Annotated in this window: 21 protein-coding genes and 1 pseudogene; 9 read left to right on the forward strand and 13 right to left on the reverse strand. The window is 71.9% G+C overall.

Annotated features, from left to right (window positions below; translation table 11 throughout):
- Positions 1-8 precede the first annotated feature (8 nt).
- Positions 9-1085 carry a Glu/Leu/Phe/Val dehydrogenase family protein gene (locus MK786_RS05575; RefSeq protein WP_241111240.1) on the reverse strand — a complete coding sequence of 359 codons (1077 nt, stop codon included), beginning with the start codon at positions 1083-1085 and terminating at the stop codon, positions 9-11.
- Positions 1086-1275: 190 nt separating this feature from the next.
- Between MK786_RS05575 and MK786_RS05580 the strand changes: the two are divergent.
- Positions 1276-1710: pseudogene (locus tag MK786_RS05580) on the forward strand (class I SAM-dependent methyltransferase); the annotation flags it as partial.
- A gap of 14 nt (positions 1711-1724) precedes the next feature.
- On the forward strand, positions 1725-2207 hold the full coding sequence (locus MK786_RS05585; protein ID WP_241111241.1) for a YbaK/EbsC family protein: 483 nt from the start codon (positions 1725-1727) through the stop codon (positions 2205-2207).
- Between the two features lie 27 nt (positions 2208-2234).
- Here MK786_RS05585 and MK786_RS05590 read toward each other — a convergent pair whose 3' ends face one another.
- The 4 genes from MK786_RS05590 to MK786_RS05605 are packed head-to-tail and all read right to left on the reverse strand — an operon-like array spanning position 2235 to position 7513.
- Entirely contained in the window at positions 2235-4148 is a 1914-nt protein-coding gene (locus tag MK786_RS05590) for a glycogen debranching N-terminal domain-containing protein (protein WP_241111242.1), read from the reverse strand.
- Positions 4145-5056, reverse strand: a complete 912-nt coding sequence (locus MK786_RS05595; protein WP_241111243.1) for a carbohydrate ABC transporter permease — start codon at positions 5054-5056, stop codon at positions 4145-4147. Before MK786_RS05595 ends, MK786_RS05590 begins: the two co-directional genes overlap by 4 nt.
- On the reverse strand, positions 5053-6237 hold the full coding sequence (locus MK786_RS05600) for a carbohydrate ABC transporter permease (RefSeq protein WP_241111244.1): 1185 nt from the start codon (positions 6235-6237) through the stop codon (positions 5053-5055). The genes MK786_RS05595 and MK786_RS05600 overlap by 4 nt, the downstream gene beginning before the upstream one ends.
- 4 nt (positions 6238-6241) lie before the next feature.
- Positions 6242-7513 carry an extracellular solute-binding protein gene (locus tag MK786_RS05605; protein WP_241111245.1) on the reverse strand — a complete coding sequence of 424 codons (1272 nt, stop codon included), beginning with the start codon at positions 7511-7513 and terminating at the stop codon, positions 6242-6244.
- Between the two features lie 193 nt (positions 7514-7706).
- On the opposite strand from MK786_RS05605, the gene MK786_RS05610 reads away from it, so the two are divergent.
- Entirely contained in the window at positions 7707-8717 is a 1011-nt protein-coding gene (locus MK786_RS05610; RefSeq protein WP_241111246.1) for a LacI family DNA-binding transcriptional regulator, read from the forward strand.
- Between the two features lie 220 nt (positions 8718-8937).
- On the opposite strand, the gene MK786_RS05615 is transcribed toward MK786_RS05610, so the two are convergent.
- Positions 8938-9708, reverse strand: coding sequence for an IclR family transcriptional regulator (locus tag MK786_RS05615; protein ID WP_241111247.1), 771 nt, complete (start codon positions 9706-9708; stop codon positions 8938-8940).
- 73 nt (positions 9709-9781) lie between these two features.
- Here MK786_RS05615 and hutH point away from each other — a divergent pair, with 73 nt between their 5' ends.
- The 3 genes from hutH to hutI all read left to right on the forward strand — a co-directional run bounded on the left by hutH (position 9782) and on the right by hutI (position 14587).
- Positions 9782-11437, forward strand: a complete 1656-nt coding sequence (gene hutH / locus MK786_RS05620; RefSeq protein WP_374200431.1) for a histidine ammonia-lyase — start codon at positions 9782-9784, stop codon at positions 11435-11437.
- 87 nt (positions 11438-11524) lie between these two features.
- The gene (gene hutU / locus MK786_RS05625) at positions 11525-13201 is read left to right on the forward strand and encodes a urocanate hydratase (RefSeq protein ID WP_241111248.1); all 1677 of its coding nucleotides are present in this window, start codon (positions 11525-11527) and stop codon (positions 13199-13201) included.
- A 93-nt stretch (positions 13202-13294) separates the two neighbouring features.
- Positions 13295-14587 (forward strand): imidazolonepropionase, encoded by a 1293-nt coding sequence (gene hutI, locus MK786_RS05630; RefSeq protein ID WP_241111249.1) that lies wholly within the window; start codon positions 13295-13297, stop codon positions 14585-14587.
- 10 nt (positions 14588-14597) lie between these two features.
- Here hutI and MK786_RS05635 read toward each other — a convergent pair whose 3' ends face one another.
- The 4 genes from MK786_RS05635 to MK786_RS05650 are packed head-to-tail and all read right to left on the reverse strand — an operon-like array spanning position 14598 to position 17657.
- The gene (locus MK786_RS05635) at positions 14598-15068 is read right to left on the reverse strand and encodes a histidine phosphatase family protein (RefSeq protein WP_241111250.1); all 471 of its coding nucleotides are present in this window, start codon (positions 15066-15068) and stop codon (positions 14598-14600) included.
- On the reverse strand, positions 15065-15955 hold the full coding sequence (locus MK786_RS05640) for an arginase family protein (protein ID WP_241111251.1): 891 nt from the start codon (positions 15953-15955) through the stop codon (positions 15065-15067). Before MK786_RS05640 ends, MK786_RS05635 begins: the two co-directional genes overlap by 4 nt.
- A 27-nt stretch (positions 15956-15982) precedes the next feature.
- Positions 15983-16333, reverse strand: a complete 351-nt coding sequence (locus tag MK786_RS05645) for a gamma-glutamylcyclotransferase family protein (RefSeq protein WP_241111252.1) — start codon at positions 16331-16333, stop codon at positions 15983-15985.
- 52 nt (positions 16334-16385) lie between these two features.
- The gene (locus tag MK786_RS05650) at positions 16386-17657 is read right to left on the reverse strand and encodes a DUF445 domain-containing protein (protein WP_241111253.1); all 1272 of its coding nucleotides are present in this window, start codon (positions 17655-17657) and stop codon (positions 16386-16388) included.
- Between the two features lie 91 nt (positions 17658-17748).
- On the opposite strand from MK786_RS05650, the gene MK786_RS05655 reads away from it, so the two are divergent.
- Positions 17749-18738, forward strand: coding sequence for an AraC family transcriptional regulator (locus MK786_RS05655; RefSeq protein WP_241111254.1), 990 nt, complete (start codon positions 17749-17751; stop codon positions 18736-18738).
- Between the two features lie 6 nt (positions 18739-18744).
- Here MK786_RS05655 and MK786_RS05660 read toward each other — a convergent pair whose 3' ends face one another.
- Positions 18745-19917: an acyl-CoA dehydrogenase family protein gene (locus MK786_RS05660; RefSeq protein WP_241111255.1), complete on the reverse strand. Its 1173-nt coding sequence runs from the start codon at positions 19915-19917 to the stop codon at positions 18745-18747.
- 73 nt (positions 19918-19990) lie between these two features.
- Here MK786_RS05660 and MK786_RS05665 point away from each other — a divergent pair, with 73 nt between their 5' ends.
- On the forward strand, positions 19991-20989 hold the full coding sequence (locus MK786_RS05665; RefSeq protein WP_241111256.1) for a TIGR00341 family protein: 999 nt from the start codon (positions 19991-19993) through the stop codon (positions 20987-20989).
- A 73-nt stretch (positions 20990-21062) separates the two neighbouring features.
- On the opposite strand, the gene MK786_RS05670 is transcribed toward MK786_RS05665, so the two are convergent.
- A complete protein-coding gene (locus MK786_RS05670; RefSeq protein WP_241111257.1) occupies positions 21063-21833 on the reverse strand; it encodes an alpha/beta fold hydrolase in 771 nt (256 codons plus the stop codon).
- A 55-nt stretch (positions 21834-21888) separates the two neighbouring features.
- Here MK786_RS05670 and MK786_RS05675 point away from each other — a divergent pair, with 55 nt between their 5' ends.
- The gene (locus tag MK786_RS05675; protein WP_241111258.1) at positions 21889-22293 is read left to right on the forward strand and encodes a pilus assembly protein CpaE; all 405 of its coding nucleotides are present in this window, start codon (positions 21889-21891) and stop codon (positions 22291-22293) included.
- 139 nt (positions 22294-22432) lie between these two features.
- Here the strand turns inward: MK786_RS05675 and MK786_RS05680 are convergent, their stop codons facing one another.
- Complete coding sequence (locus MK786_RS05680; protein ID WP_241111259.1) at positions 22433-23638, reverse strand: MFS transporter; 1206 nt, start codon at positions 23636-23638, stop codon at positions 22433-22435.
- Between the last annotated feature and the right edge of the window lie 27 nt (positions 23639-23665).

Below are 23665 nucleotides of genomic sequence, written 5' to 3' on the forward strand. Positions count from 1 at the left end.
CGGACGCGTCAGACCGCGAGTGCGTGCCCGCGCTCGCCGGCGGCGAGACGCTCGGCCGCGAGGCCCTCGGCGGCCTCGAGCGGCGTGATGCCACGCGACTCGGCCTCGTCGAAGATGCGGCGAACGGTGTCGCCGATCTGGGCGACGCGCCCCATCACCTCGGCGCGCGTGCCGATCTTCTTCGCCTCGAGGTCGAGGTAGATGACGCCGCCCGCGTTCACGACGAAGTCGGGCGCGTACAGGATGCCGCGCGAGGCGAGGCGGTCGGCGCCGGAACGGGCCGCGAGCGGGTTGTTCGCGGGGCCGCACACCGCCCGCGAGTCGAGGGCGTCGATGACGTCGTCGGTGAGGAGTCCGCCGATACCCGCGGGCACGAACACGTCGGACGGCACGAGGTGTTCCTCGCCCGGCGGGGTCCAGTCGGCACCGAGCTCGCGCGCGAGATCGCGCTTGGCCGGGTTCACGTCGGTCACGGTGAGCGTCGCGCCCTCGGCCGCGAGTCGCACGGCGAGGCGGCTGCCGACCTGGCCGAGGCCGGAGATGGTGATGCGGCGGCCCGCGATGTCGCTCGACCCGGCGACACGCTCGAGCGTCGCGCGCAGCGACTCGTACACGCCGAGGCTGGTCGGGCCGGCGGGCTCTCCCGAACCGCCGACGGCGTCGGGGAGACCGACCACGTGCTCGGTGCGCTCGCTCACGACGAGCATGTCCTCGGTCGTCGAGCCGACGTCCTCCGCGGTGCGGTACAGGCCGTGCAGGGACTCGACGGCGTCGCCGAGGTCGAGGAAGGCCGCGCGGCGACGCTCGTCATCGAGCACCGTCCCCTCGGGAAGCGCGATGACCGACTTGCCGCCGCCGGCGTCGAGCCCGGCGGCCGCGTTCTTGAGCGTCATGGCCGCCGACAGGCGCAGGGCGTCGCCCAGCGCGTCGCTCCAGTGCGGGTACGTCCACAGGCGCGCGCCGCCGAGGGCGGAGCCGAGCACGGAGGAGTGAAGCGCGACGGTGATGAACAGACCGCTGCGTCGTCCGGTGATCACCTCCACGCGTTCGTGCGTGAAGTCGGGCAGGGGCAGGGTGTGCGTCATCGCGTTCTTCCTTCGGCGGGCCTTGTGGGCAGTGCGCTGCGGACGCCGCGGCGTTGCGGCATCCGCCTCTATTGCACCATCACCTCGCGAAGTGTTCAACCACCGCGCGCACAATGACGCAGATTGCGCCACCTGCCCGAGGCTTCGTCATTTTCCTGCGGCACACTGCACAGCCGAGTACGTTCGATCCATGCCCGATGCGTACACCCACGGCCACCACGAGAGCGTCCTGCGCTCCCACCGCTGGCGCACCGCCGAGAACTCCGCCGGCTATCTGCTGCCGCACCTGCGTCCGGGCCTGTCGGTGCTCGACGTCGGCAGCGGTCCTGGCACGATCACGGCGGACCTCGCGGCCGTCGTTGCGCCGGGCGGAGTGGTGGGGGTGGATGCCTCGGCCGACATCATCCGCGAGGCCGAGGCCGATCACCCTGCGCTGAACCTGACCTTCCGCACGGCCGACGCCTACGCGCTCGAGTACGCCGACGGAGAGTTCGACGTGGTCCATGCCCACCAGGTGCTGCAGCATCTCGTGCGACCGGTCGACGCGCTGCGCGAGTTCGGCCGCGTCGCCGGACCCGGCGGCCTCGTCGCCGCGCGCGACGTCGACTACGAGGTCCCGCATCCTTCTAGGCTGGGCGGATGACCGCGCCTCATGAGCTGCCCGCGCGCAGCCGCCTCGTCCACGACTCGCTGCGCGCCGTCGGCATCTCCGGCGAGATCGTCGTTCTCCCGGATGCCGCGCACACCGCCCCGCTCGCCGCGGCCGCCCTCGGCATCGAGGTCGGCGCCATCGCGAACAGCCTCGTGTTCTGGTCCGACGGTGAGCCGCTCCTCGTCATGACCAGTGGCGCTCATCGGGTCGACACCGCCGCCCTCGCCGAGCGCCTCGGGCGTGAACGCATGCAGCGCGCAACGCCCGAGCAGGTACGGGACGCGACCGGTCAGGCCATCGGGGGAGTGGCGCCCACCGGGCATCCCTCCGCCCTCCTCACGATCATCGACGAAGACCTCGCCGGTTTCGACGAGATCTGGGCCGCGGGCGGCACGCCCCACACCGTCTTCCCGCTGACGTTCGACGAGCTGGTGCGCCTCACCGGCGGCACGATCGCGAAGGTCGACTGACCCGCAGCCGCCACTCGACGCGGTCGCTCAGTCCTCGAGGATCTCGAGGCACACCACCGCCGCCGCGGCAGACCACGCCTGCGGCCGGCACGCCGCGGGGTACGGCGTCGGAACCGACGTCTCGGTCGCCGGGTCGCCCGCGTGCAACTCGGGTACTCGGTAGCCGAACCCCTCCGCTGCGGCGAGCAGCCCTTCGGCGACGACGCGGGCGGCGTCGTCGAGCCCGGCGCGATGAAGTCCCTGCGCCACGATCGCGGTGTCGTGCACCCACACGCTCCCGCCGTGGTACGACAGCGGCCAGTACCCGTCCGCGCCCGTCGACATGGTCCGGATGCCGTACCCCGACGACATCGAGCCGCCCAGCAGCAGCTCGGCCACGGACCGCTCCTCGTCGGGGTCGAGGATGCCGGTTCCGAGCAGATGTCCGATGTTGCTCGTCAGGGTGTCGACGGGCCGCTTGTGCCGGTCGAGGGCGATGCCGGGGTAGCGGCCCTCGGGCGTATTCACCCAGTACGCCTCGCGGAACCGCGCCCGCAGCGCCGCCGCCCACTCGCGCAGTGCCGGCGGATCGAGCGCGCCCTCGTCGGCGCCGCCGAACGCTTCCAGCAGGTCCGCTCCGGCGAGCGCCGCCTCGTATGCGTACCCCTGCACCTCGCACAGCGCGATCGGTCCCTCGGCGAGGCGCCCGTCGCGCCACTGGATGGAGTCGCCCGAGTCCTTCCAGCCCTGGTTCGCGAGGCCGCGTCCGCTGCGGTCGATGTAATCGAGGAAGCCATCGCCGTCGCTGTCGCCGAAGTCGAGGATCCAGTGCAGCGCACGCCGCAGCGCCGGCATCAGCTCCCGCACCTCCGGCTCGGGCATTCCGGCCCGCCACGCGTCGGCGAGCAGGCACACCCACAGCGGTGTCGAATCGACGCTGCCGTAGTACCGCGGCGGCAGCACGACGCCCTCGTTGGGCAGCTCGAGCGCCGAGGACCGCAGCTCGTGCAGGATCTTGCCCGGCTCCTGCGCGGTCGCGGGATCGTGCTGGTCGCCTTGGAGGGCGGCGAGCACACGGAGCGTGGATGCCGCGACCCCGGCGCCCAGCGGGAGCACGAGCCGCGCCGCCCAGATCGAATCGCGCCCGAAGAGAGTGAAGAACCAGGGTGCGCCCGCGGCGAAGAAGACGTCGTCGTCACCCGCCAGGGTGAGCCGCAGTGCGTCGAGGTCGCCAAGCGCGACGTCGAGCCAGCGGTCCAGTCGTGGATGCGACGTGGCGCCGGGTCGAGCCCCGGCGCCCGACCACTGTTCGGCGGCGCCGTGGACCACGAGCGTCGGGTCGTGCAGCTCGAGCGTGAACGAGATCTCGGCCGCGCCGCCCGGCTCGACGCGCACTGACCACTGCGCGGTGAGCGGGCCTCCGCTTGCGCCACCTGCGACGGTGGCTCCGTGCGCCCTCAGCGTGAACTCCTGGTCTTCGGAGCGCGCGGTGGCCGCGGCATCCGTCGTCGTCATCTCAGTCGGCTGCGAGGCCGCCGTACCGGCTTTCACATCGTGCAGCGAGGCGAAATCGGGCTCGAGTGTCAGCGTCAGCACGGTGTCGAACGGCTCGGTCAGGCGTGAGAGCACCGTCCATGTCTCGGTCACGGCCCCGTCCATGACTGCGCGCTCGCGCAGCAGTCTCACCTTGGGGTCGGGCGTCGCGTCGTCGAGCCCCCGCAGCAGCCCGCCGAACACCGCTCGCGATGGGCCGTGCGCGGCCGCCGAGATCCACTCGACGTCGGAGTCGCGGCATGAGAGCCGGAGAGAGCGGACATGACGCACGTCACCGTGGTAGACGCCGTCGATCGGCTGCGCGCCCAGTTCGCCGTCGCGTCCCGACCAGACCTGGGTGGGCGCGCGCAGCACGATGAGGGCATCGTCGAGCAGCGGCTGGAGGGGTGTGTCGTCGGTGGGGCTCATCCCTTGACGGCTCCTTCGGAGGTGTTCATGATCTGCCGCTGGAAGATGAAGAACATCACCGCGACGGGAATGGTCATGATCGCCGCGGCGGCGAGCTTGATCGGATACTGCTGGCCCTGGCCGAGCTGGTTGGCCGCCAGCGACGCGACCCCCTTGGTCAGCGTCGTCAGCTCGGGCGACTGCGTCGACACGATGAAGTGGGTCAGCTCGTTCCACGACCCCTGGAACGACAGGATCACGATGGTGATGAGTGCGGGCCGGGCCATCGGCAACACCACCGACCAGAAGATGCGGAACGTGCCGGCGCCGTCGATCCGGGCCTGCTCCTCGACCGACACGGGGATCGACTCGAAGAAGTTCTTCATGATGAAGACGCCCGCCGCATCCACGAGCAGAGGCACGATCATGCCCGCGTACGAGTCGTACATGCCCAGCTGGTTGATCACGAGGAACTTGGGGATGAGGAGCACCACCCCGGGCACCGCCATGACGGCGATGACGGCGGCGAACACGATGCCGCGGCCCCGGAAGTGCAGCCGGGCCAGCGCGTACCCGGCGAGGGAGACGAAGAAGACCCGGCCGAGCGTCACGCAGATCGTGACGATCGCGGAGTTGGCGAACCACACCGGGTAGTCGCTGTTGCCGAACAGCCGCTCGTACGCCGCGAAGGTGATGGTCTGCGGAATGAGCGCGATGGGGTCGGCGGCGGCCTCGGCCTCCGTCTTGAACGACGTCGCCACCTGCACCAGGAACGGATAGATGTAGATCAGTGCCAGGATGACGAGCAGCACGTAGAGCAGGATCTGCCACACGATCCGCCTGGACAGGATCCGCTGACGTGTGGGCGTGGAACCTCGCGGCTGCTCCTGGTTGAGCACCAGCGACTCGGACAGCGTCGTACCGGTCATCGCCCGTCCTCCTCATCGGTCTTGCCGGTCGGATCCGGGACTGTGGGAACGCGAGTGGATGCCGCGACGGCGGGCGTCGCGGTTGCGGGGCGCGTCGGCAGCTGGTACTGCCGCGCGCGCCGCTTGGAGACGGGTCGCTCGCGGAGGACCCAGCGCTGGAAGACGGTGAACACGACGATGATCGCGAACAGGATGAACGAGATCGCGGCGCCGATGCCCCAGTTCTGGTCGAGGAATGCAGAGGTGTATGAGAGGTACGCGGGGGTGATGGTGGTCTTGCCGGGCGTGCCCTGTGTGCCGGTGTAGATCTGCTCGTACACCTGCCAGCATCCGATGAGGCCGAGGGTGATCACCGTGAAAAGCGTGGGTCGCAGCTGCGGCAGGGTGACCCGCCAGAAGCGCTGCCAGCCGTTGGCGCCGTCCATCATCGCCGCTTCCTGGATCTCGCCTCCGATGTTCTGGAGCGCCGCGATGAACAGCAGCATGAAGGTCCCGCTCGTCGTGAAGACCGCCATGAAGATGAGCGCGGTCATCGCGACGGAGGGTCCCGCGAACCACTGCCACCAGGAGAGCCCCAGGAAGTCGTTCTCGGTGAGCAGCGCCGGTCCCTGTGTGATGCCGACCGACGCGAGAGCGTTGTGGACGATGCCCGTGGGGTCGCTGAACCAGTTGGGGCCGTTGATGCCGATCCACGACAGGATCTCGTTGACGACACCCGTCGCGGAGAAGAGGAACAGCCACAGCACCGTGATCGCGACTGTGCTCGTCACCGACGGGAAGTAGAAGGCCGTGCGGAAGAAGCCGCGGCCGCGGAGGATCGCGCGGTTGACGAGGATCGCGAGGAACAGCGAGAGTGCGGTCTGCAGCGGGACGACGAGCAGCACGTACCACGCGTTGTTGCGCAGCGCGATGCCGAAGTCGCGCGTGGGCAGCCCGCCGTCGACGGTGACGGCGGCGTAGTTCTCGAGCCCGATGAAGCTCACATCGCTGGAGAACGGGCTGCCGCGCCCGCCCCAGTCGGACAGGCTGACCCACAGTGCCATGAGCACCGGGATCAGGAGGAAGACGCCCAGGATGGCGAGCACGGGACCCGTGAACAGCCATCCGGCGAGCGCCTCCCCGCGCCGGAGCCCCTGGCGGGGGCTCCGGGCACGGGAAGGCGCCGTCGCTGTCGCGGTCATGGGGTCAGCCCACGACTGCTTCGGTGTTGGTTTGAACAGTGTCGAGGATCTGCTGCGGGTCGCCGGTCTTGAGGCCCTCGAGCGAGGCGTTGAAGTCCGTGATGACCGCCGCGATCCCGTCGTTCGTCGGCACGCCCTGGGCGTACTCGGCGCCGGCGAGGAAGGCCGCGAGTTCGGGGTTGTCCTCCGTCCACTGGTCGGCGGCGGACTGCACGGACGGCATCGGCCCGAATGCGGCCGAGAATGCGAGCTGCTGCTCGGCGCTGGTCAGGTACTCGACGAGATCCAGGGCGGCCTGCTGGTTCGGGCTGTCGGCGGCCATGCCCCAGCAGTTGGTGAACTGCATCGTTCCCTCGCCCGCCGGACCCGCCGGGAGCTCGGCGACCAGGTACTCGACGTCGGGGTAGTCGTTGGACATCGCACCGGTGATCCAGTTGCCTTCGATCGTCATCGCGGTCTTCTCCGTGCCGAACGCCTCACCGCCCCAGCCCGCGCCGAGGTCGATCGTGGCATACGCGAACGATCCGGCATTCATCTGCTCCTGGACGTAGGTGAGCGCCTCGACGTTCTCGGGGCTGTTCGCGACTGCTTCGGCGCCGTCGTCGCTCACGAGCTGGCCGCCCGCCTGCGCCATGAAGGCCCCGAGCCGCTGGTACTCGGCGCCGAACGCCAGGCCCGTGACGCCGTCGGTGGTGAGGGTCGCCGCCACGTCGGCGAGCTCGTCCCACGTCGTCGGGACGTCGTCCTCGGTCAGGCCGGCCTCCTCCCACAGCCGGGTGTTGATGATCAGCTGCAGCGTCGAGAAGTCCTTGGGGGCGCAGTAGAACTGATCGTCGACCGTGAAGTTCTGCACGAGTGACGGGTAGAAGTCGTCCTTGTTCTCGAGCATGTCGCCGTAGGCGATGACCGAGCCGTTTCCGGCGTAGCCGGCGAGCGCCTCGGACGCGAGGTAGAACAGGTCCGGCGGCGATCCCGCTGCGAAGCCCTGCGAAAGCTGCTGGGGCAGGTCGTTGGCGACCTGGACGGATGCCTCGACCCCCGAGTCCTCGGACCACGCCGCTACAGCCTCTTCGACGGCGGCTGTCTCAGCATCGCCGGACGACCCGATCAGGATCGTCAGGGCATCGTCGGACGACGTGAGCTCGGTCGCGTCTCCGTTGTCCGTGCCACCGCCGCCGCCGTCGTCGAATCCCGAGCCGCAGGCGGTGAGCGCCAGCACCCCCGTGATGAGCAGCGCCCCGGTGCCGAGCAGCGCGCGCGTCGTGTGCCGTGTCATGTCTCTTCTCCTTCGATGAGCAGTGACGAGTCGTCGATGACCCCGATCGTCCATCGTCGCGGGAGCGAATTTGAACGATCAAACTATGGATGCGAGACACACGGTAGAAAGCCGGCGGCCATCCTGTCAAGGGGGTCGACCGGCGCATAGGATGACGTCTCGTATCGCGAAAGAACCGGCGAGGAGGGTCCGGATGGCGAAATTGCCGACCGTCGACGACGTCGCCGCCGTTGCCGGGGTCTCTCGCCAGACGGTGTCGAACGTGCTGAACACGCCGGGCATCGTGCGTCCTGCGACGAGGGAGCGCGTCGAGCGAGCGATCGCCGACCTCGGCTACCGCCCCCATGCTGCGGCGCGCCGCCTGCGCACCCGCCGCAGCTCGACCATCGGCATCCATCTCGACCCGTACGCGGGCGGAATCTCGGGGGTGGTGCTCGACCGCTTCGTGCACGCGCTCGCCGAGCGGGCGAGTGAGCGCGGCATGCGTCTCCAGCTCTACGCCGCGCGCAGCCCCGCCGAGGAGATCGCCCGTATGGGCGAGCTCACCGACGGCGGCGAGATCGACGCGGTCGTGATCACCGGCACGTTCCACGGCGATCCGCGCACGCGCTGGCTCGACGACCACGGCATCCCGTTCGTCTCGTTCGGGCGGCCCTGGGGTGAGGACGACGTCTCGTCACCGGCCCACCTGTGGGTCGACGTCGACGGAGCGGCCGGCACACGCTCCGCCACGGAGCACGTCCTCGGCATCGCCGGTCCTCGCGTCGCGTTCCTCGGCTGGCCGAGCGGCTCGGGCACCGGCGACGACCGCGAACGCGGCTGGATCGAGGCGATGGCCGCGGCCGGCGCGACCGGGCGGCGCCTTGCGTGCGAGGAGAGCGTCGGGCTCGCTCGCGCCGATGTGGCGGCGCTGCTCGCCGATCACGGCGACGTCGACGGCATCGTGTGCGTGAGCGACTCGCTTGCGATCGGCGCACACCTGGCGGCGGCCGCAGCGGGTCGTGCCGACCTGCCCATCGTCGGCTTCGACAACACCCCGGCAGTCGAGGCGATCGGGCTCAGCAGCGTCGAGCAGCTTCCCGAGCGCGTCGCGGCCGGCGTGCTCGAACTGCTGATGGGGCCGACAGGGAGTGTGGTCGACCCGCGACCGGCGGCTGCCGGCGCCGCGCACGTGCTCGTCGAGCCCCGGCTCGTCGTGCGCTGAGCCGCCTTGCTGCGCCGAGCCGCGGCCATGGGGGACCGAGCCGCGGCCATAGGGGGTGAGCCGCGGCCTCGGTGTGCCGAGCCGCGGCCATGGGGGCTGAGCCTTCGCGTCGGCGGTGCCGGACCCCGGCCGCCGGGCAGGCCGACGCGCCGGCGGCTAGGTCCGCCCGATCCGGCGCTAGGCCCGCCCGATTCGGCGCTAGGCCCGCCCGGGCCGGCGGCTAGGCCCGCCCGATCCGGCGCTCCAGCTCGGCAGCGGCGTCGGAGACGAGCCCTCCGAGCGCGGCTTCGTCGCGCGCGTCGTCGGCCGGCCACGTCAGGGCGATCGCGGCCGCGGGCCAGCCGGCGTGGTCGCGCACGGCGACTCCGACGGAGCGGAGACCCAGCGTGACCTCGCCGTCCTCGACCGCCCAGCCGCGCGTGCGCACCTCGCGCAGCACGTCGCGCAGCTCGCTCGGGCGCGACGGACCCCGCCCCGTGCGGTCGGCGAAGGCCGAGGCATCCGGATACAGGGCTCGCACCTGCTCGCGGGGGAGCGCCGCGAGCATCGCCCGGCCGGTCGCGGTGAGGTGGGCCGGCAGTCGCACGCCGACGTCGGTGACGAGTGCCGGGCGACGGGGTGCGCGCTCCTCGACGATGTAGAGCACGTCGCGTCCGGTCATGACGGCGAGGTGCGCGCTCTCGCCCGCCCGGTCGGCCAGCGCTGCGATGAGCGGGCGGCCGAGCCGGGCGAGGGGCTGCTGGCGCGAGTAGCCGCCGGCGAGCTCGAAGGCCGCCGTGCCGAGCCCCCACCGGCGCTCCGTCGGCAGATGGATGACGAAGCCGTGCGCCTCGAGCGCCGCGAGCAGGTGGTAGGTGCTCGACCGCGGGATGCCGAGCGTCGTCGCGACCGTGCTCGCGGCCACAGGCCCGCGCTGGCGTGCGAGGAACGACAGGATGCGCAGCGTCTGGTCGGCGGCGGGCACCTGAGGAGGGCGGGAGTTGTCTGGCATGCCAGACACAGGATCCCACCTCGGCCTGTCGCACGCCACCCCGTCGGTGTGGAATCGACGCATGACCACCGGCATGACCACCGTCTCCGACCGCCGTTCCGGCGTCGTCACCGTGGGCGCGGCACCCCTGCGCCCCGAGGACGTCGTCGCCGTCGCCCGCCATGGCGCGCTCGTCGAGATCGCCCCGGAGGCGCTCGCGCGCGTCGGGGCCACGCGCACCCTCGTCGAGAGCCTGGCCGACGACATCGACCCGCATTACGGCATCTCGACCGGATTCGGCGCTCTCGCGACGACGTTCATCGCTCCCGAGCGCCGCATGCAGCTGCAGGCGAGCCTCATCCGCTCGCACGCCGCGGGCACCGGACCGGAGGTCGAGCGCGAGGTCGTGCGGGCGCTCCAGCTGCTGCGTCTGCAGACGCTGGCCACGGGCCACACCGGCGTGCGCCCGATGGTCGTCGAGATGTACGCCGGGATGCTCAACGCCGGCATCACGCCGATCGTCCGCGAGTACGGCTCGCTCGGCTGCTCGGGCGACCTCGCCCCGCTCTCGCATGTCGCGCTCGCCGCGATGGGCGAGGGGCGCGTGCGAGGCGCCGACGGCGTCGAGGTCGACGCGGCGGACGCGCTGGGCGCAGCATCCCTCACCCCTCTCGTCCTGCGCGAGAAGGAGGGACTGGCGCTCATCAACGGCACCGACGGCATGCTCGGGATGCTGCTGCTCGCGCTGCACGACCTGTCGGTGCTGCTCGACACGGCCGACGTCGCCGCCGCGATGTCGGTGGAGTCGCAGCTGGGCACCGACGCCGTGTTCGCCGCCGACCTGCAGGCGCTGCGTCCGCAGGCAGGTCAGGCGGTCTCGGCCGCGAACCTGCGCGCGGTGCTCGCCGGATCGCCGATCGTCGCGTCGCACAAGGATCCCGCCGTCTGCACGCGCGTGCAGGACGCGTACTCGCTGCGCTGCTCGCCGCAGGTGCATGGCGCCGCCCGCGACACCGTCGAGCACGCCCGGCTGATCGCCGCACGCGAGCTGGCCGCCGCCGTCGACAACCCCGTCATCACGGACGACGGCCGCGTCGAGTCCAACGGCAACTTCCACGGCGCACCCGTCGCGTACGTGCTCGACTTCCTCGCGATCGCCGTGGCTGACGTCGCGTCGATCTCGGAGCGCCGCACCGACCGCGCGCTCGACAAGGCGCGCAGCAACGGCCTGCCGCCGTTCCTCGCGCACGAGGTCGGCGTGGACTCGGGGCTCATGATCGCGCAGTATGCCGCTGCGGGCATCGTCTCGGAGCTGAAGCGCCTCGCGGTGCCGGCATCCGTCGACTCGATCCCCTCGAGCGCGATGCAGGAGGACCACGTCTCGATGGGCTGGGCGGCCGCACGCAAGCTGCGCCGGGGCATCGACGGACTCGGTCGCGTGCTCGCGATCGAGGTGCTCACCGGCGCGCGCGCCCTCGACCTGCGCGCGCCGCTCCAGCCCGGCGCGGCGACCGGCGCGGTGCGCGACCTGGTGCGCGGCGCCGGCGTCGACGGCCCCGGCGCCGACCGCTTCCTGTCGCCCGACGTGGAGACCGTGACCGAGCTCGTCGCCTCGGGCGCCGTCGCCGCGGCGGCCTACGGGGCCGCTGCATCCACCCCCGCCCCTTCCGCCCCGTCCACCCACACCCCTTCCACCCCGTCCACCCCTCGCACCCACACCCCTTCCACCTCCCCAGAACAGGTGATCTGAGCCACACAGGACGATCCGACGCGGAATCTCCTGTCCTCGCCAGAACTCCTCATCCGGGCAACTGCAGACCACCGAAAGAGAGCGATCATGACGACGACCGACACCGCCCGCACCGTGCGCGCCGCGCGCGGCGGCGAGCGCACCGCGAAGAGCTGGGGCGCCGAAGCCGCGAAGCGCATGCTCATGAACAACCTCGACCCCGAGGTGGCGGAGCATCCCGAAGATCTCGTCGTCTACGGCGGCACCGGCAAGGCGGCGCGCAGCTGGGAGGCGTTCGACGCGATCGTGCGCACGCTCGACGAACTCGAGCCCGACGAGACGCTGCTCGTGCAGTCCGGCAAGCCGGTCGGCGTCTTCCGCACCCACGAGTGGGCGCCTCGCGTGCTCATCGCCAACTCGAACCTCGTCGGCGACTGGGCGACGTGGCCCGAGTTCCGCAAGCTCGAGGAGCTCGGCCTCACGATGTACGGCCAGATGACCGCCGGCTCGTGGATCTACATCGGCACGCAGGGCATCCTGCAGGGCACCTACGAGACGTTCGCCGCCGTCGCCCGCTCGCTCGGCCGGGACGACCTCAGCGGCACGCTCACCCTCACCGGCGGCGCCGGCGGCATGGGCGGTGCGCAGCCGCTCGCCGTCACCCTCAACGGGGGAGCGGTGCTCATCGTCGACGTCGACGAGTCGCGCCTCGCCCGCCGCGTCGAGCACGGCTACCTCGACGAGTACACGACCGATCTCGACGCCGCCCTCGCGCGCGTCGTCGCCGCCAGGGCCGCGGGCGAGGCGCTCAGCGTCGGCGTCGTCGGCAACGCGGCCGAGGTCTTCGGCGACGTGCTGCTGCGCCACCAGGCGGGCGAGCTCACCGTCGATATCGTGACCGACCAGACGAGCGCGCACGATCCGCTCGCCTACCTGCCCGTGGGCATCGCCTTCGAGGACTGGAAGGCCGAGGCATCCCGCGATCCCGAAGGATTCACGGCACGTGCCCGCGGAAGCATGGCGAAGCACGTGGCGGCGATGGTGGGATTCCAGGATGCCGGCGCCGAGGTCTTCGACTACGGCAACTCCATCCGCGCCGAGGCGCAGCTGGGCGGATTCGACCGCGCGTTCGACTTCCCCGGGTTCGTGCCGGCGTACATCCGCCCGCAGTTCGCCGAGGGGCGCGGGCCGTTCCGCTGGGTCGCGCTCTCGGGCGACCCCGAGGACATCCGCAGGACCGACGAGGCCGTGAAGGCGCTGTTCCCCGACAACGCCGGGCTCGTGCGCTGGCTCGACAAGGCCGGCGACGCCGTGCACTTCGAGGGACTGCCCGCCCGCATCTGCTGGCTCGGCTACCAGGAGCGCCACCTCGCGGGGCTGAAGTTCAACGAGATGGTCGCCTCGGGGGAGCTGTCCGGCCCGATCGTCATCGGCCGCGACCACCTCGACTCGGGCTCGGTCGCGAGCCCGTACCGCGAGACCGAGGCCATGGCCGACGGCTCCGATGCGATCGCCGACTGGCCGCTGCTCAACGCCCTGCTCAACACCGCGAGCGGCGCCGCATGGGTGTCGATCCACCACGGCGGCGGTGTCGGCATCGGGCGCAGCATCCACGCCGGTCAGGTCACGGTCGCCGACGGCACCGCTCTGGCCGCCGCGAAGCTCGAGCGCGTGCTCACCAACGACCCCGGAACCGGCGTCATGCGTCACGTCGACGCCGGGTACGACCGCGCCAAGGAGGTCGCCCGCGCGCGCGGCCTCCAGGTGCCCATGCTCGACGCCTGACGGCTGGTCATCTGGGTTTCAGTCTGCATAGACGCCGCATGGGGCTGCCGGCCCCGCACGGTGGAGACTGAACGACAGGGAGAGAGGGATGCTGTGACCGCGACGCTCATCACCAACATCGGCGAGCTGACCACCAACGTCGAGCGCGACGGCGACCCCACGGGGCTCCTGCGCGATGCGGCGGTGCTGGTGGAGGGCTCGCGCATCGCGTGGGTCGGCCCGGCCGCCGACGCACCGGCCGTCGTCTCGCACACCACGACTCTCGGGACCCCCACCACCGGCGAGACTTCACCCGTGCACCGAGACAGCGGCCACCGACGGCAGTCTCGGGGCGCCGATGCAGTCTCGCGGGAGGACGACGGGGGTGCAACGCGCGTCGTCGATGCGGGCGGGCGGGCCGTCATCCCGGGGTTCGTCGACAGTCACACGCACCTCGTGTTCGGCGGCGACCGGGCCGACGAGTTCGAGGCGCGCATGACCGGAACGCCCTATGCCGCCGGCGGCATACGGCGCACCGTCGCCGCGACGCGGGCCGCGAGCGACGAGGAGCTGCGGATCCGGCTCGCCGGGTTCGTCGCCGAGCTGCACGACCAGGGCACGACGACGTTCGAGGTCAAGACCGGCTACGGGCTCTCGGTGCACGACGAGGCCCGCCTTGCCCGGCTCGCCGCGGAAGTCACGCCCGAGGTCACGTTCCTCGGGGCGCATGTCGTGCCGTCCGACTACGCCGAGCGCCGCGACGAGTACGTCGACCTCGTCGTGGGGGAGATGCTGCGCGCGTGCGCTCCGCACAGCCGCTGGATCGACGTGTTCTGCGAGCGAGGCGCCTTCGCCGCCGATGAGAGCCGGCGCATCCTCGCCGCCGGCGTCGCGCACGGCCTTCTGCCGCGCGTGCACGGCAACCAGCTCGGACCGGGCGACGGCGTGCGACTCGCGGTCGCCGCGGGTGCGGCATCCGTCGACCACTGCACCTACCTCGACGACGCCGACGTCGCGGCGCTCGCCGGGTCGGACACCGTCGCGACGCTCCTGCCGGGTGTCGAGTTCTCGACGCGGCAGCCCTACCCCGACGCGCGCCGGCTGATCGACGCGGGGGTCACGGTCGCCCTCGCGAGCGACTGCAACCCGGGCTCGAGCTTCACCTCGTCGATGCCGCTCATGATCGCGCTGGCCGTGCGCGAGATGGGCATGACGCCGGCCGAGGCGGTGTGGGCGGCGACCGCCGGCGGCGCGCGCGCCCTCCGCCGGGACGACGTCGGCGTGATCGAGCCAGGTCGCCGCGCGGACCTCGTGCTGCTCGGCGCGCCGACGCGCGTGCACCTGGCCTACCGGCCCGGAGTCCCGCTCATCGACCGCGTGTTCAAGGACGGCGTCGCGCGGGCCTGAGAGGCAGCGCTCAGCGCGGCGTGTCGATCGTCCACTCGTCGGGATCCAGCGACGTCGCGACGTCCCAGTCGTCGGTCGCCCACGTGAACGTCGCGACCGAGCACGTCGGCATCGCCGCGATGCCGCCGCCGGACAGACGCTCAGCGAGGGTGGTCATGCCCGGGTCGTGCGCCACGACCATGACCCACGACGCGCGGGACTCGACGGCCGCACGAAGGATCCGCGACGCCGGCGCCCCGTAGAGCTCCTCCTGCTGCTCGACGGCGACCTTCGTGCGCTCGCTGAAGAACTGCGCGGTCGTGCGCGCACGCAGCGCGGTGCTCGACAGGATGACCGCCGGACGCCAGCCGCCCGCCGCGAACCGCTCGGCCATGCGCGGCGCGTCGCGCAGGCCGCGCTCGTTGAGCGGGCGGTCGTGGTCGTCGAGCGACGCATCGCCCCAGTCGGACTTCGCGTGGCGCACGAGTGCGAGCCGGATCATGCTGCGACCGCCTTTCCGGCGAGGAGCTCGAGCACGCAGAGCGCGGCGAGGCGCACGGTGCGTCCGTCCGGGGCGTCCGCCGTCGCGTCGACCTCCACGATGTCGGCGCTGCGAAGACGCGGATCGGATGCTGCGTCCCGCACGAGCGCGCGCAGCTCCCACGCCGCGAGACCACCGGGCACCGAGGCCGGGCAGCCGGGCGCGACTGATCGGTCGCACACGTCCACGTCGATGTCGAGGTGGATCCCGCCATCACCCCCACCGGCGATCTCGAGCGCCTCGGCCACGACGTCGGCGGCGCCGCGGCGGCGCACCTCGTCGAGCGTGACGACGGTGATCCCGAGGTCGGTCGCGCGCTGCGCGTAGGCCGCCGAGTTGGCGAAGTCGGCGATGCCGAGCTGCACGATGCGCCGGGGATCGAGGCCGTCCTCGACGAGGCGGCGCACCGGCGAGCCGTTCGAGACGCCGTCGCGCAGGTCGTAGTGGGCGTCGATCGTGATGAGTCCGGCCGCCCCCGCGCCCTGCGCGACCGCATACGTCGCGGAGTTGTCGCCGCCGAGTGCGATGACGAGTCCCGCGTCGGCGATCAGCTCGCTGACCGCGGTGCGCACGGATGCCTCGCCCTCCGGTCCGTCGGGCGAAGCGATGTCGCCCGCGTCGGCGATGCGCAGCGCCTCGGAGAGGTCGACCGGTGGCGGCCCGATCAGCGTGGGGCTGTAGCGGCGGAGCGCCTCACGCACCGCCGCGGGCGTCGCGTGGGCGCCCGTCGGCGAGAGCGACGTGCGCCAGGCGGGCACGCCGAGGATCGCGGCATCCCACCCGTCCGCCTCGTCGGGAGAAGACCAGCCGCCGGCACGCGGCCACAGCGGATCGTGCGAAAGCGTCACAGGGTCGACGGTACTCCGAAGCGCGGCTCACACCGAGACGTACGCCCAGGCGCGTCGTCCGCTCGCGAGCACGACGGACACGCGTCGGTACAGCGCGACCTCGTACTGGTCGGCCGCGTCGAGCTCGTCGGCCGTGACGCGCAGGGTCTTGCCGACGACCTTGTCGAGCGGGCTGCCCGTCTCGCGCACGATCGGGTGCACCGTCTGCTTCGAGAGGTCGACGACGCGGTGGTCCTCGATCTCGGCGTAGTCCACCGTGTACCCGGGGAGGACGTCGTCCTCGGCGTCGAGCCGGCGGCCGAACGTGTCGAGCTGCACCTGCGGATGCTGGAGGGTCCCGTAGCTGAAGAGGAGCTCGGTCGACGGAGCACTGGCCACGGGATCAGGCTAGCGCCCGCGGCGCCGGACGGCACCCGAGGACCGACGCTGCTCAGCCGAGCAGCGCGTGGGCGATGGTGAAGATCACGAGGCCGGCGAGGGCGCCGACGATCGTTCCGTTGAGTCGGATGTACTGCAGATCCCGACCCACCATGAGCTCGATCTTCTCCGTCGTCTCGGCGGGATCCCAGCGCTCGACCGTGTCGGTGATGATCGACGCGATGTCGTGGCGGTAGCGCTCCACGAGGAAGACGGCGGCATCCGTGACCCACACGTCCACGCGGCGCTGGAGCGCGGCATCCGTCGTCAGTCTCTCCCCGATCTCGGCGAGCGCCGCCGCCGCCCGGATCCGTAGGCCGCTCTGCGGGTCGGCCAGCGATGCGAGGAGCCCGGCCTTCGCGGTGTTCCACGCCTCGGCCGCGAGCTCGCGCACGCGCGGGCTGTCGAACACGCCGGACTTGGCGTCTTCGAGCCGGCCGATTGTGCCGGGGTCGTGCTGGAGGTTGTCGGCCAGCCGGTCGAGATAGCCGTCGATCGCGTGGCGGGCGGGATGCTGCGCGTCGAGCCGGATCGCGGCGACGAGCTTGACGGCCTCGCTGTACACGGTGTCGTCGACGAGCCGGTGGGCGACACCAGGCAGCCAGGACGGCAGGCGACGCGAGACGAGGCCCGTGAAGGCCGGCTTGTTGGCGTCGAGCCAGGCTGCGACGGTGTCGAACGCGAGGTCGACGGCCCCGTGGTGGGCGCCCGACTCGACGATGCGCCCGAGCCAGGCGCCGAGCGGCGGCCCCCACTCCGGCGCGATGAGGTGCTCGCGCGCGAGATCCTCGATCACGCTCTGCACGTCGTCATCGCTGAGCGCCTGCAGCACGCCGGAGGCCAGAGCGGATGCCTCGGCCGACACCCGCTCGGCGTGTGCGGGCTCGGCCAGCCACTCGCCGAGGCGCGCCGCGATCGCGGTCGCCTCGAGCTTCGTGCGCACGACGTCGCCGCGCAGGAACTCGGTCTCGACGAACTCGCCCAGGTTCTGGCCGATCTCGTCCTTGCGGTTCGGGATGATCGCGGTGTGCGGGATGGGGATGCCGAGCGGATGCCGGAACAGGGCCGTCACCGCGAACCAGTCCGCCAGCGCGCCCACCATGCCGCCTTCGGCGAACGCGCGGAGATAGGCGAGAGCAGGGATCTGCTGCTGGAACGCGAACGCGAACGCGAAGAGCACGGCCATGAACAGGAGGGCCCCGAGGGCGACGCCCTTCATGAGCCGCAAGCCGCGCCGGCGCTCCTGGTCCGCCGGACTGAGGAGGGCCGTCGGCGTCGGGGACATGCGCTCATCCTCGCACGCGGGGTCGGTGCGGTCCGGGGTCTTGCGCTGGGAGTCCGGATCACCGCGCCCTCGCTTACTATCTACTACGTCAGTGGGCCCGACGGTGATGTCGGGCGCAGGGGGAGGTGGATTCGTGGTCGAAGTGCTGAGCCTGCGCGCCAGCGGCTTCGACGCGGTCGAGCAGACCTGGCGCGAGTTCGTGCCGTCGGCCCGGCTGCGCGAACCGGGTCCCGACGTCAGTGCGGAGCTCGCGTGGCAGTCCGCGGCGGTCGAGGGACTGTCGGCGGTCGCGTATCAGCTGTCCGGCAGCGTGCGCTCGTCGATCGAGCCCCACGGCCAGCTCATGGCCTGCCGCGTCGCGACTGACGACGGCTGGGTGGGCGCGCCTCGGCGCCAATTCGACACGCGTCTGCCGTGGGCGTCGTCGGGTGCGGCAGCCGAGGCCGCGTGGGACGGCACCGCCACCGTGCGCGCCCTCATCTTCGACCTCGAGAGCGCGCAGCACACTGCCCGGCTCATGTCGGGCGACGACGGCCTCGTGCTCGACGTGCTCGATCCCGCGCCGCGCAGCGCGGCACTCGGCGCCCACTGGGAGAGGACCCAGTCGTACGTGCTCTCGGCGCTCGTCGCCGCGTCACGGTCGAACGACTCCGAGCCGCTGCTGGAGGCGGAGCTGAGCCGACATGCGCTCCATGCCACGCTCAGCGCCTTCTCCACGACGTTCGCCGAGGCGCTCGAGCGGTCCGCTCAGCCCGGACCGGCACCGCGGAGGGTGCGCCGAGCGATCTCGTTCATGGAGTCCCGCGTGGCAGACCCGATCACGATCGACGACGTGGCGGCCGCCGCCGGCATGTCGACGCGCGGACTACAGGCCGCCTTCCGCCGCGCGCTCGAAACGACGCCGACGGAGTACCTGCGCGGCCTCCGCCTCGCCGGCGCGCACGAACAGCTGCGAGCAGGGGGTCCCGAGACGGTCGCGGAAGTGGCCCGCACGTGGGGCTTCGCACACCCGTCGCGGTTCGCGGCGTTCTATCGGGAGCGCTACGGCCGCAGTCCCAGCGAGACGGTGCGCCGCGGCTGATTCGGGTCAGTCCTCGAGCGGGCCGAGCCAGGCCGTCGCGACGGTCGAGTGCGCCGACTCGGGATCGCTCGGGTGGAACAGGCCCGCGAGCACGTCGCGGTACAGCCTGCCGAGCTCGTTCGAGGCGAAGTACGACGAGCCGCCCGCGACCAGGACGGCGTCGTCGACGATGGCCTTCGCGGCCGTGGCCGCGCGGTGCTTCACGCCCGCGAGCAGGGAGAACCAGCGGGGGCCGTGGTCGGCGAACCCGTCGACGTCGCGCGCGAGCGTGTCGAGCTGCGGCGGCAGGGCGTCGTAGGAGAGGGCCATGTCGGCGATCCGCCAGCGGATGTCGGGGTCCTGGCTGTAGGGCCTGCCGGTGCGCTTCGACGTGCGCTCGGCCGCCGCCGCGACCGCCAGGTCGAGCGCTCGCCGGGCGATCCCGGTGTAGACCGAGGCGAGCAGCAGCTCGAAGACGCTGAAGATGCCGAAGACCAGCGGATCGGGGTTCGGGCCCGGGTCGATGCGCCGCGCGACGCGCTCGGGCGGTGCGACCGCGCCGTGCAGCTCGGTGGTGCGCGACTGCGTGCCCCGCATGCCGAGCGTGTCCCAGTCGTCGCGGGTCACGATCCGCCCGGCGGGCTCCTCCGACCGCGGGACGAACGCGTAGACCATCTTCGGGCCGTCGGGAGACGTCGTGTCGAGTCCGTGCAGGCCGAGCTGCGTCCATACGGGGGCGAGTGACGTGAAGATCTTCGTGCCGGTGAACGCGTAGCCGCCGTCGGCCTGCGGCGCGGCATCCGTCCCACTCCCGAACAGCACGAGGTCGTTCCCCGCCTCGCTGATCCCGAACGCGAACACCTCGCCGGCCACGGCGCCCTCCTGCACGAACCGCAGCACGTCGACGCCGCGATCGGACAGCACCTTCGCGACGCCCGTCCACACGAGGTGCATGTTGATCGCGAGGGCCGTGGCCGGTGCGGCGCCCGCGAGCCTCTGCTGGAGAGCGGATGCCTCGGCCAGCCCGAGACCTCCGCCGCCGAGCTCTGCGGGCACGAGGATCGCGAGGTAGCCGGCATCCCGCAGCTCGTCGAGGTCGGCCGCGGGGAACGTGTTCTCGCGGTCGTGCCGCGGCGCCCGCTCACGGATGCGCTCGAGCAGATCGTCGGGGAGGTACGCGGTCGGGTCGAAGTCGGTCACCCGGCCATTCTCCCGCCTCTCTCCGCTCGCGGGCGCGACGTGCCACGATGATCGCAGACAGCGAGGAGTCGATATGTCGCGGCTAACCCAGACCCTCATCCCCACCGCTCAGCGGCAGTCCGTCGAGGAGCTCACCGAGGCCCTCGACCTCGGCCACGGCGACACCCTCGCCAAACGCAGCGGCTTCCTCATCATGCTCACCCTCGCGGGTCTGATCGCGATCGCGGGCGTGCTGACCGACTCGACCGCGACGGTGATCGGCGCCATGATCATCGCGCCGCTCGGCACGCCGATCCTCGGCATCGGGCTCGGCATCGTCACGGGACACCTCAGCCTCGTGATCCGCTCGATTCTATGGGTGCTCGTCGGGCTCGTGATCGTGGTGGCGCTCGGCCTCGTCTTCGCGCTCTTCGTCGCGACGCCGGAGAGCCTGGCCGCCAATTCGCAGGTGGAGGGGCGCACATCGCCCAGCCTCATGGACCTGGTCGCCGCGCTCGCCACCGGGTTCGCCGGGGGATTCGCGATGTGCCGAAAGGACCTCAGCGCCGTGCTGCCGGGCGTCGCGATCGCGATCTCGCTCGTACCGCCGCTGGGCGTTGTGGGCGTGTGCGCGGGGCAGGGGCTCTGGGGCGACGCGCTCGGGGCGCTCGTGCTGTTCCTCTCGAATGTCCTCGCGCTCGTGATTGCCGGCACGATCGTCTTCACGATGGGCGGCTACGCGCGCGACCCCGGATCGTCGACAACAGCGAACCGCCGCCGGGCATATCTCGTCGTGACGGTGCTGGCCCTCGTGGTGACCGTGCCGCTGGCGGCGAACTCGATCGTCGCGGTCGCACTCGCGCGCTGGACCGCGACGATCCAGGCCGTCACCACCACGTGGCTCGCGGACGAGCCCGGCGCGCGTGTCTACGACGTCTCCTGGAGCGGCGCGGATGCCACGGTCGACGTGACCACCGACGACGGCCAGGTGTCCGACATCGGCGATCTGCGGACCGCGCTGTCGACGGCGATCCCGAGCTGGGTGGGCGTCGTGGTCGACGTCGGCCAGGGGAGCGAGTACGTCGTGCAGTGAGCCGGGTGGGCCGGGGTGGCTCGGCGCAGGTCGGACCGGGCCGGCCAGGTGGGCCGGCGGGTCGGCGTACGGCTCAGGCGTCGAGTGCTTCGAGTGCCTCGAGGAACTGTGCGATCGTGGCCTCGGGCTCGTCGCGGTGCGGCGAGTGACCGGCGCCGGCGACCACCGACATCGTGATGCGCGGGTTGGCATCGACGACCGACTCGGCAGGCTTGCCGCGGAAGATGCTGTACACCGCGGGGTCGGACGCGACCACATGGGTCGGCACGGCGAGGGCGGCCGCGGCATCCGTCACATCCCACACCGCGTTCTGCACGCTCGTCTGCTCGACCGCCCAGCGGCTCGCCTGCTGCGCAGACTGGGCCTTGAGTTCGACGTCGTGCTCGTGCCAGTGCGGGTGCGCCTCGCGCACCGCGCGCTGCGAGGGGTCGGCGAAGGACTCCTCCTGGCTCGTGCGCACGATCTCGCGGTCGCGGTCGGTGAGGGCGATCGCGGGGTCGATGAGCACGAGCCGGCGCGTCCACGCGGGATCAGCGGCGACCGCCACGGTCGATGCGGCCGCGCCGAGCGAGTGGCCGACGACCAGGTCCCACGCCGCGCCGTCGACAGGACGCGTGGCCGCGAGATCCGCGGCGTAGGCGGCGATCGTGTAGTCGAGCGCGCGCGGGGCGGTGCCGTGGCCGCGCAGGTCGACGGCGTCGGCGCGCCAGCCGGCATCGGCGAGCGCGACGCCGTACCGCCACATCAGCGGACCGTTCGACCCGAGGCCGTGGACGAGCAGGGCGCGGCGCGCGGCATCGGGTGCACCCCAGGACAGACGCGGAAGGACGACGGGTGACGGCATGCTCTCCAGCCTAGAAGCGGCCCGGGGGTGTGCCGTGCCACGGCAGGATGGTGGCATGATCTCGACGGAACTGGCAGTCGCCCTGCGCGACGCCGGGCTGGTGTGGCATCCGCGATCGGGCGACAGGTTCCAGCTCGACGAGCCCGAGTTCGAGGCCGACGTCTTCACGGTGAGCGAGATGACCATCGAGCCGCGCGAGTATCCGACCGGGCGCATCCTCGCCTTCAACGGCACGACGGAGTGGGCGCTGGACTCCGTCGCGCTCGAGGACGCCCTGTGGCTGCCGCACGAGAGCCAGCTGCGCGACATGCTCGGCGCCGCGTTCCGGGCGCTGCGCCGCCTGCCCGACACCTACGAGGTCGAGATCGTGCTCGCGGGGGAGAAGCGCGTGGTCGAGTACCCCGATCCCGCCGACGCGTACGCGCTGGCGCTGCTGGAGGTGCTGCGTCGGATCGCCTGATCCCCTCGCGCGCCTGGGCGGGTGCGCCGGGGCTCGGGTGCGTGCCGGACGTGCGCCGGGGGTTCCGGTGCGGGTTGCCCGGGTCCGGCGGGTTGCCCGGGGTTGCCCGGGTCAGGTGGGTTGCCCGGGGTCGCCCGGGTCAGGTGATGGTCGGAACCGGCTCGGTGTCGGGGATCGGGCTCGCGTCGCGGCCGCGCAGGTCGGGGAAGCCGCGCACGAAGGCGACCGCCACGAGGAGGCCCGCCGCGGCGAAGGCGGTCGCGGCGACGTAGGCGCCGGTCGGGCCCAGGTCGTCGATCAGGAAGCCGGCGATGGCCGAGCCGGCCGCCGCGCCGATGAGCTGGCCCGTGCCGACCCAGCCGAACGCCTCTGCGGTGTCGCTGAACTTCACGCTCGCCGACGTCATGGCGAACAGCACTGCCAGGGCGGGTGCGATGCCGATGCCGGCCAGCACGAGGGTGCCGCCCAGCCAGAACACGTTGAGCGAGACGATCGTGAGTGCGAGGCCGACAGTGACGATCGCGAGACGGCGGGCCATCGCCCACGGCCCGATCGGGATGTGCCCGAACCCCAAGCCGCCGGCGAGACTGCCGACCGAGAAGAGGGCGAGCACGATTCCGGCCTCGAGGCCGCCGTGGTCGAACGTCGCCACGACGCCGGCTTCCACCGCCGAGCAGGCGCCGATGAGGAGGAACCCGACGACGGTCGCGAGCAGCACCGGGGTCTTGGTGAGCACCTTGCCGATGCTGCGGCGACTGCGCGGGATGCGGACGCGCCCGACCTCGGGGGAGAGGATGAACCACGATCCGCCGCCGATGAGGATCACGACGATGAGCAGCAGCGCCTGCACGGTGCCGACCTGCGTCGCGACGAGCGTGATGACCACGGGCGCGATGATCCAGATGATCTCCTGGAGCGACGCGTCGAGGGAGAAGAGCGGCGTCAGCTGCTTGGAGGTGACGAGCTTCGGGTAGATGGTGCGGGCCGCGGACTGGATCGGCGGCGTCGACAGGCCACTGACGAACCCGAGGGCCATGTAGCCGGGCAGCGGCAGCGCGAGCAGGGCGATCGCGGTGATCGACAGCGCGCACACGATCATCGTCGACGCGATGACGGGGCGCATACCCCACCGGCCCATCCAGCGGCTGGTCACCGGCCCGGCGATCGCCTGCCCGATCGAGGCCGCCGCGAGCACGAGGCCCGCCGCGCCGTATGAGCCGGTGACGTGCTCGATGTGCAGCAGGATCGCGAGGCTCGTCATCCCGTTCGGGAAGCGCGCCGTCAGCTGAGCGGCGATGATACGGCCGACGCCCGGAGTGCGAAGAAGATCCCGGTAGCCCGCCACAGAACAACGTTAGCGCGGCCCCTGGCG

Origin of the sequence: Microbacterium sp. CFH 31415 (genome assembly GCF_022538185.1) — a bacterium.
GTDB lineage: Bacteria > Actinomycetota > Actinomycetes > Actinomycetales > Microbacteriaceae > Microbacterium.

Bases quoted from the DNA above. Each gene is read 5' to 3' on its own strand.
- MK786_RS05575 (WP_241111240.1), bottom strand. From the start codon at position 1,085: ATGACGCACACCCTGCCCCTGCCCGACTTCACGCACGAACGCGTGGAG.
- MK786_RS05585 (WP_241111241.1), top strand. From the start codon at position 1,725: ATGACCGCGCCTCATGAGCTGCCCGCGCGCAGCCGCCTCGTCCACGAC.
- MK786_RS05590 (WP_241111242.1), bottom strand. From the start codon at position 4,148: ATGAGCCCCACCGACGACACACCCCTCCAGCCGCTGCTCGACGATGCC.
- MK786_RS05595 (WP_241111243.1), bottom strand. From the start codon at position 5,056: ATGACCGGTACGACGCTGTCCGAGTCGCTGGTGCTCAACCAGGAGCAG.
- MK786_RS05600 (WP_241111244.1), bottom strand. From the start codon at position 6,237: ATGACCGCGACAGCGACGGCGCCTTCCCGTGCCCGGAGCCCCCGCCAG.
- MK786_RS05605 (WP_241111245.1), bottom strand. From the start codon at position 7,513: ATGACACGGCACACGACGCGCGCGCTGCTCGGCACCGGGGCGCTGCTC.
- MK786_RS05610 (WP_241111246.1), top strand. From the start codon at position 7,707: ATGGCGAAATTGCCGACCGTCGACGACGTCGCCGCCGTTGCCGGGGTC.
- MK786_RS05615 (WP_241111247.1), bottom strand. From the start codon at position 9,708: ATGCCAGACAACTCCCGCCCTCCTCAGGTGCCCGCCGCCGACCAGACG.
- hutH (WP_374200431.1), top strand. From the start codon at position 9,782: ATGACCACCGTCTCCGACCGCCGTTCCGGCGTCGTCACCGTGGGCGCG.
- hutU (WP_241111248.1), top strand. From the start codon at position 11,525: ATGACGACGACCGACACCGCCCGCACCGTGCGCGCCGCGCGCGGCGGC.
- MK786_RS05635 (WP_241111250.1), bottom strand. From the start codon at position 15,068: ATGATCCGGCTCGCACTCGTGCGCCACGCGAAGTCCGACTGGGGCGAT.
- MK786_RS05650 (WP_241111253.1), bottom strand. From the start codon at position 17,657: ATGTCCCCGACGCCGACGGCCCTCCTCAGTCCGGCGGACCAGGAGCGC.
- MK786_RS05665 (WP_241111256.1), top strand. From the start codon at position 19,991: ATGTCGCGGCTAACCCAGACCCTCATCCCCACCGCTCAGCGGCAGTCC.
- MK786_RS05670 (WP_241111257.1), bottom strand. From the start codon at position 21,833: ATGCCGTCACCCGTCGTCCTTCCGCGTCTGTCCTGGGGTGCACCCGAT.
- MK786_RS05675 (WP_241111258.1), top strand. From the start codon at position 21,889: ATGATCTCGACGGAACTGGCAGTCGCCCTGCGCGACGCCGGGCTGGTG.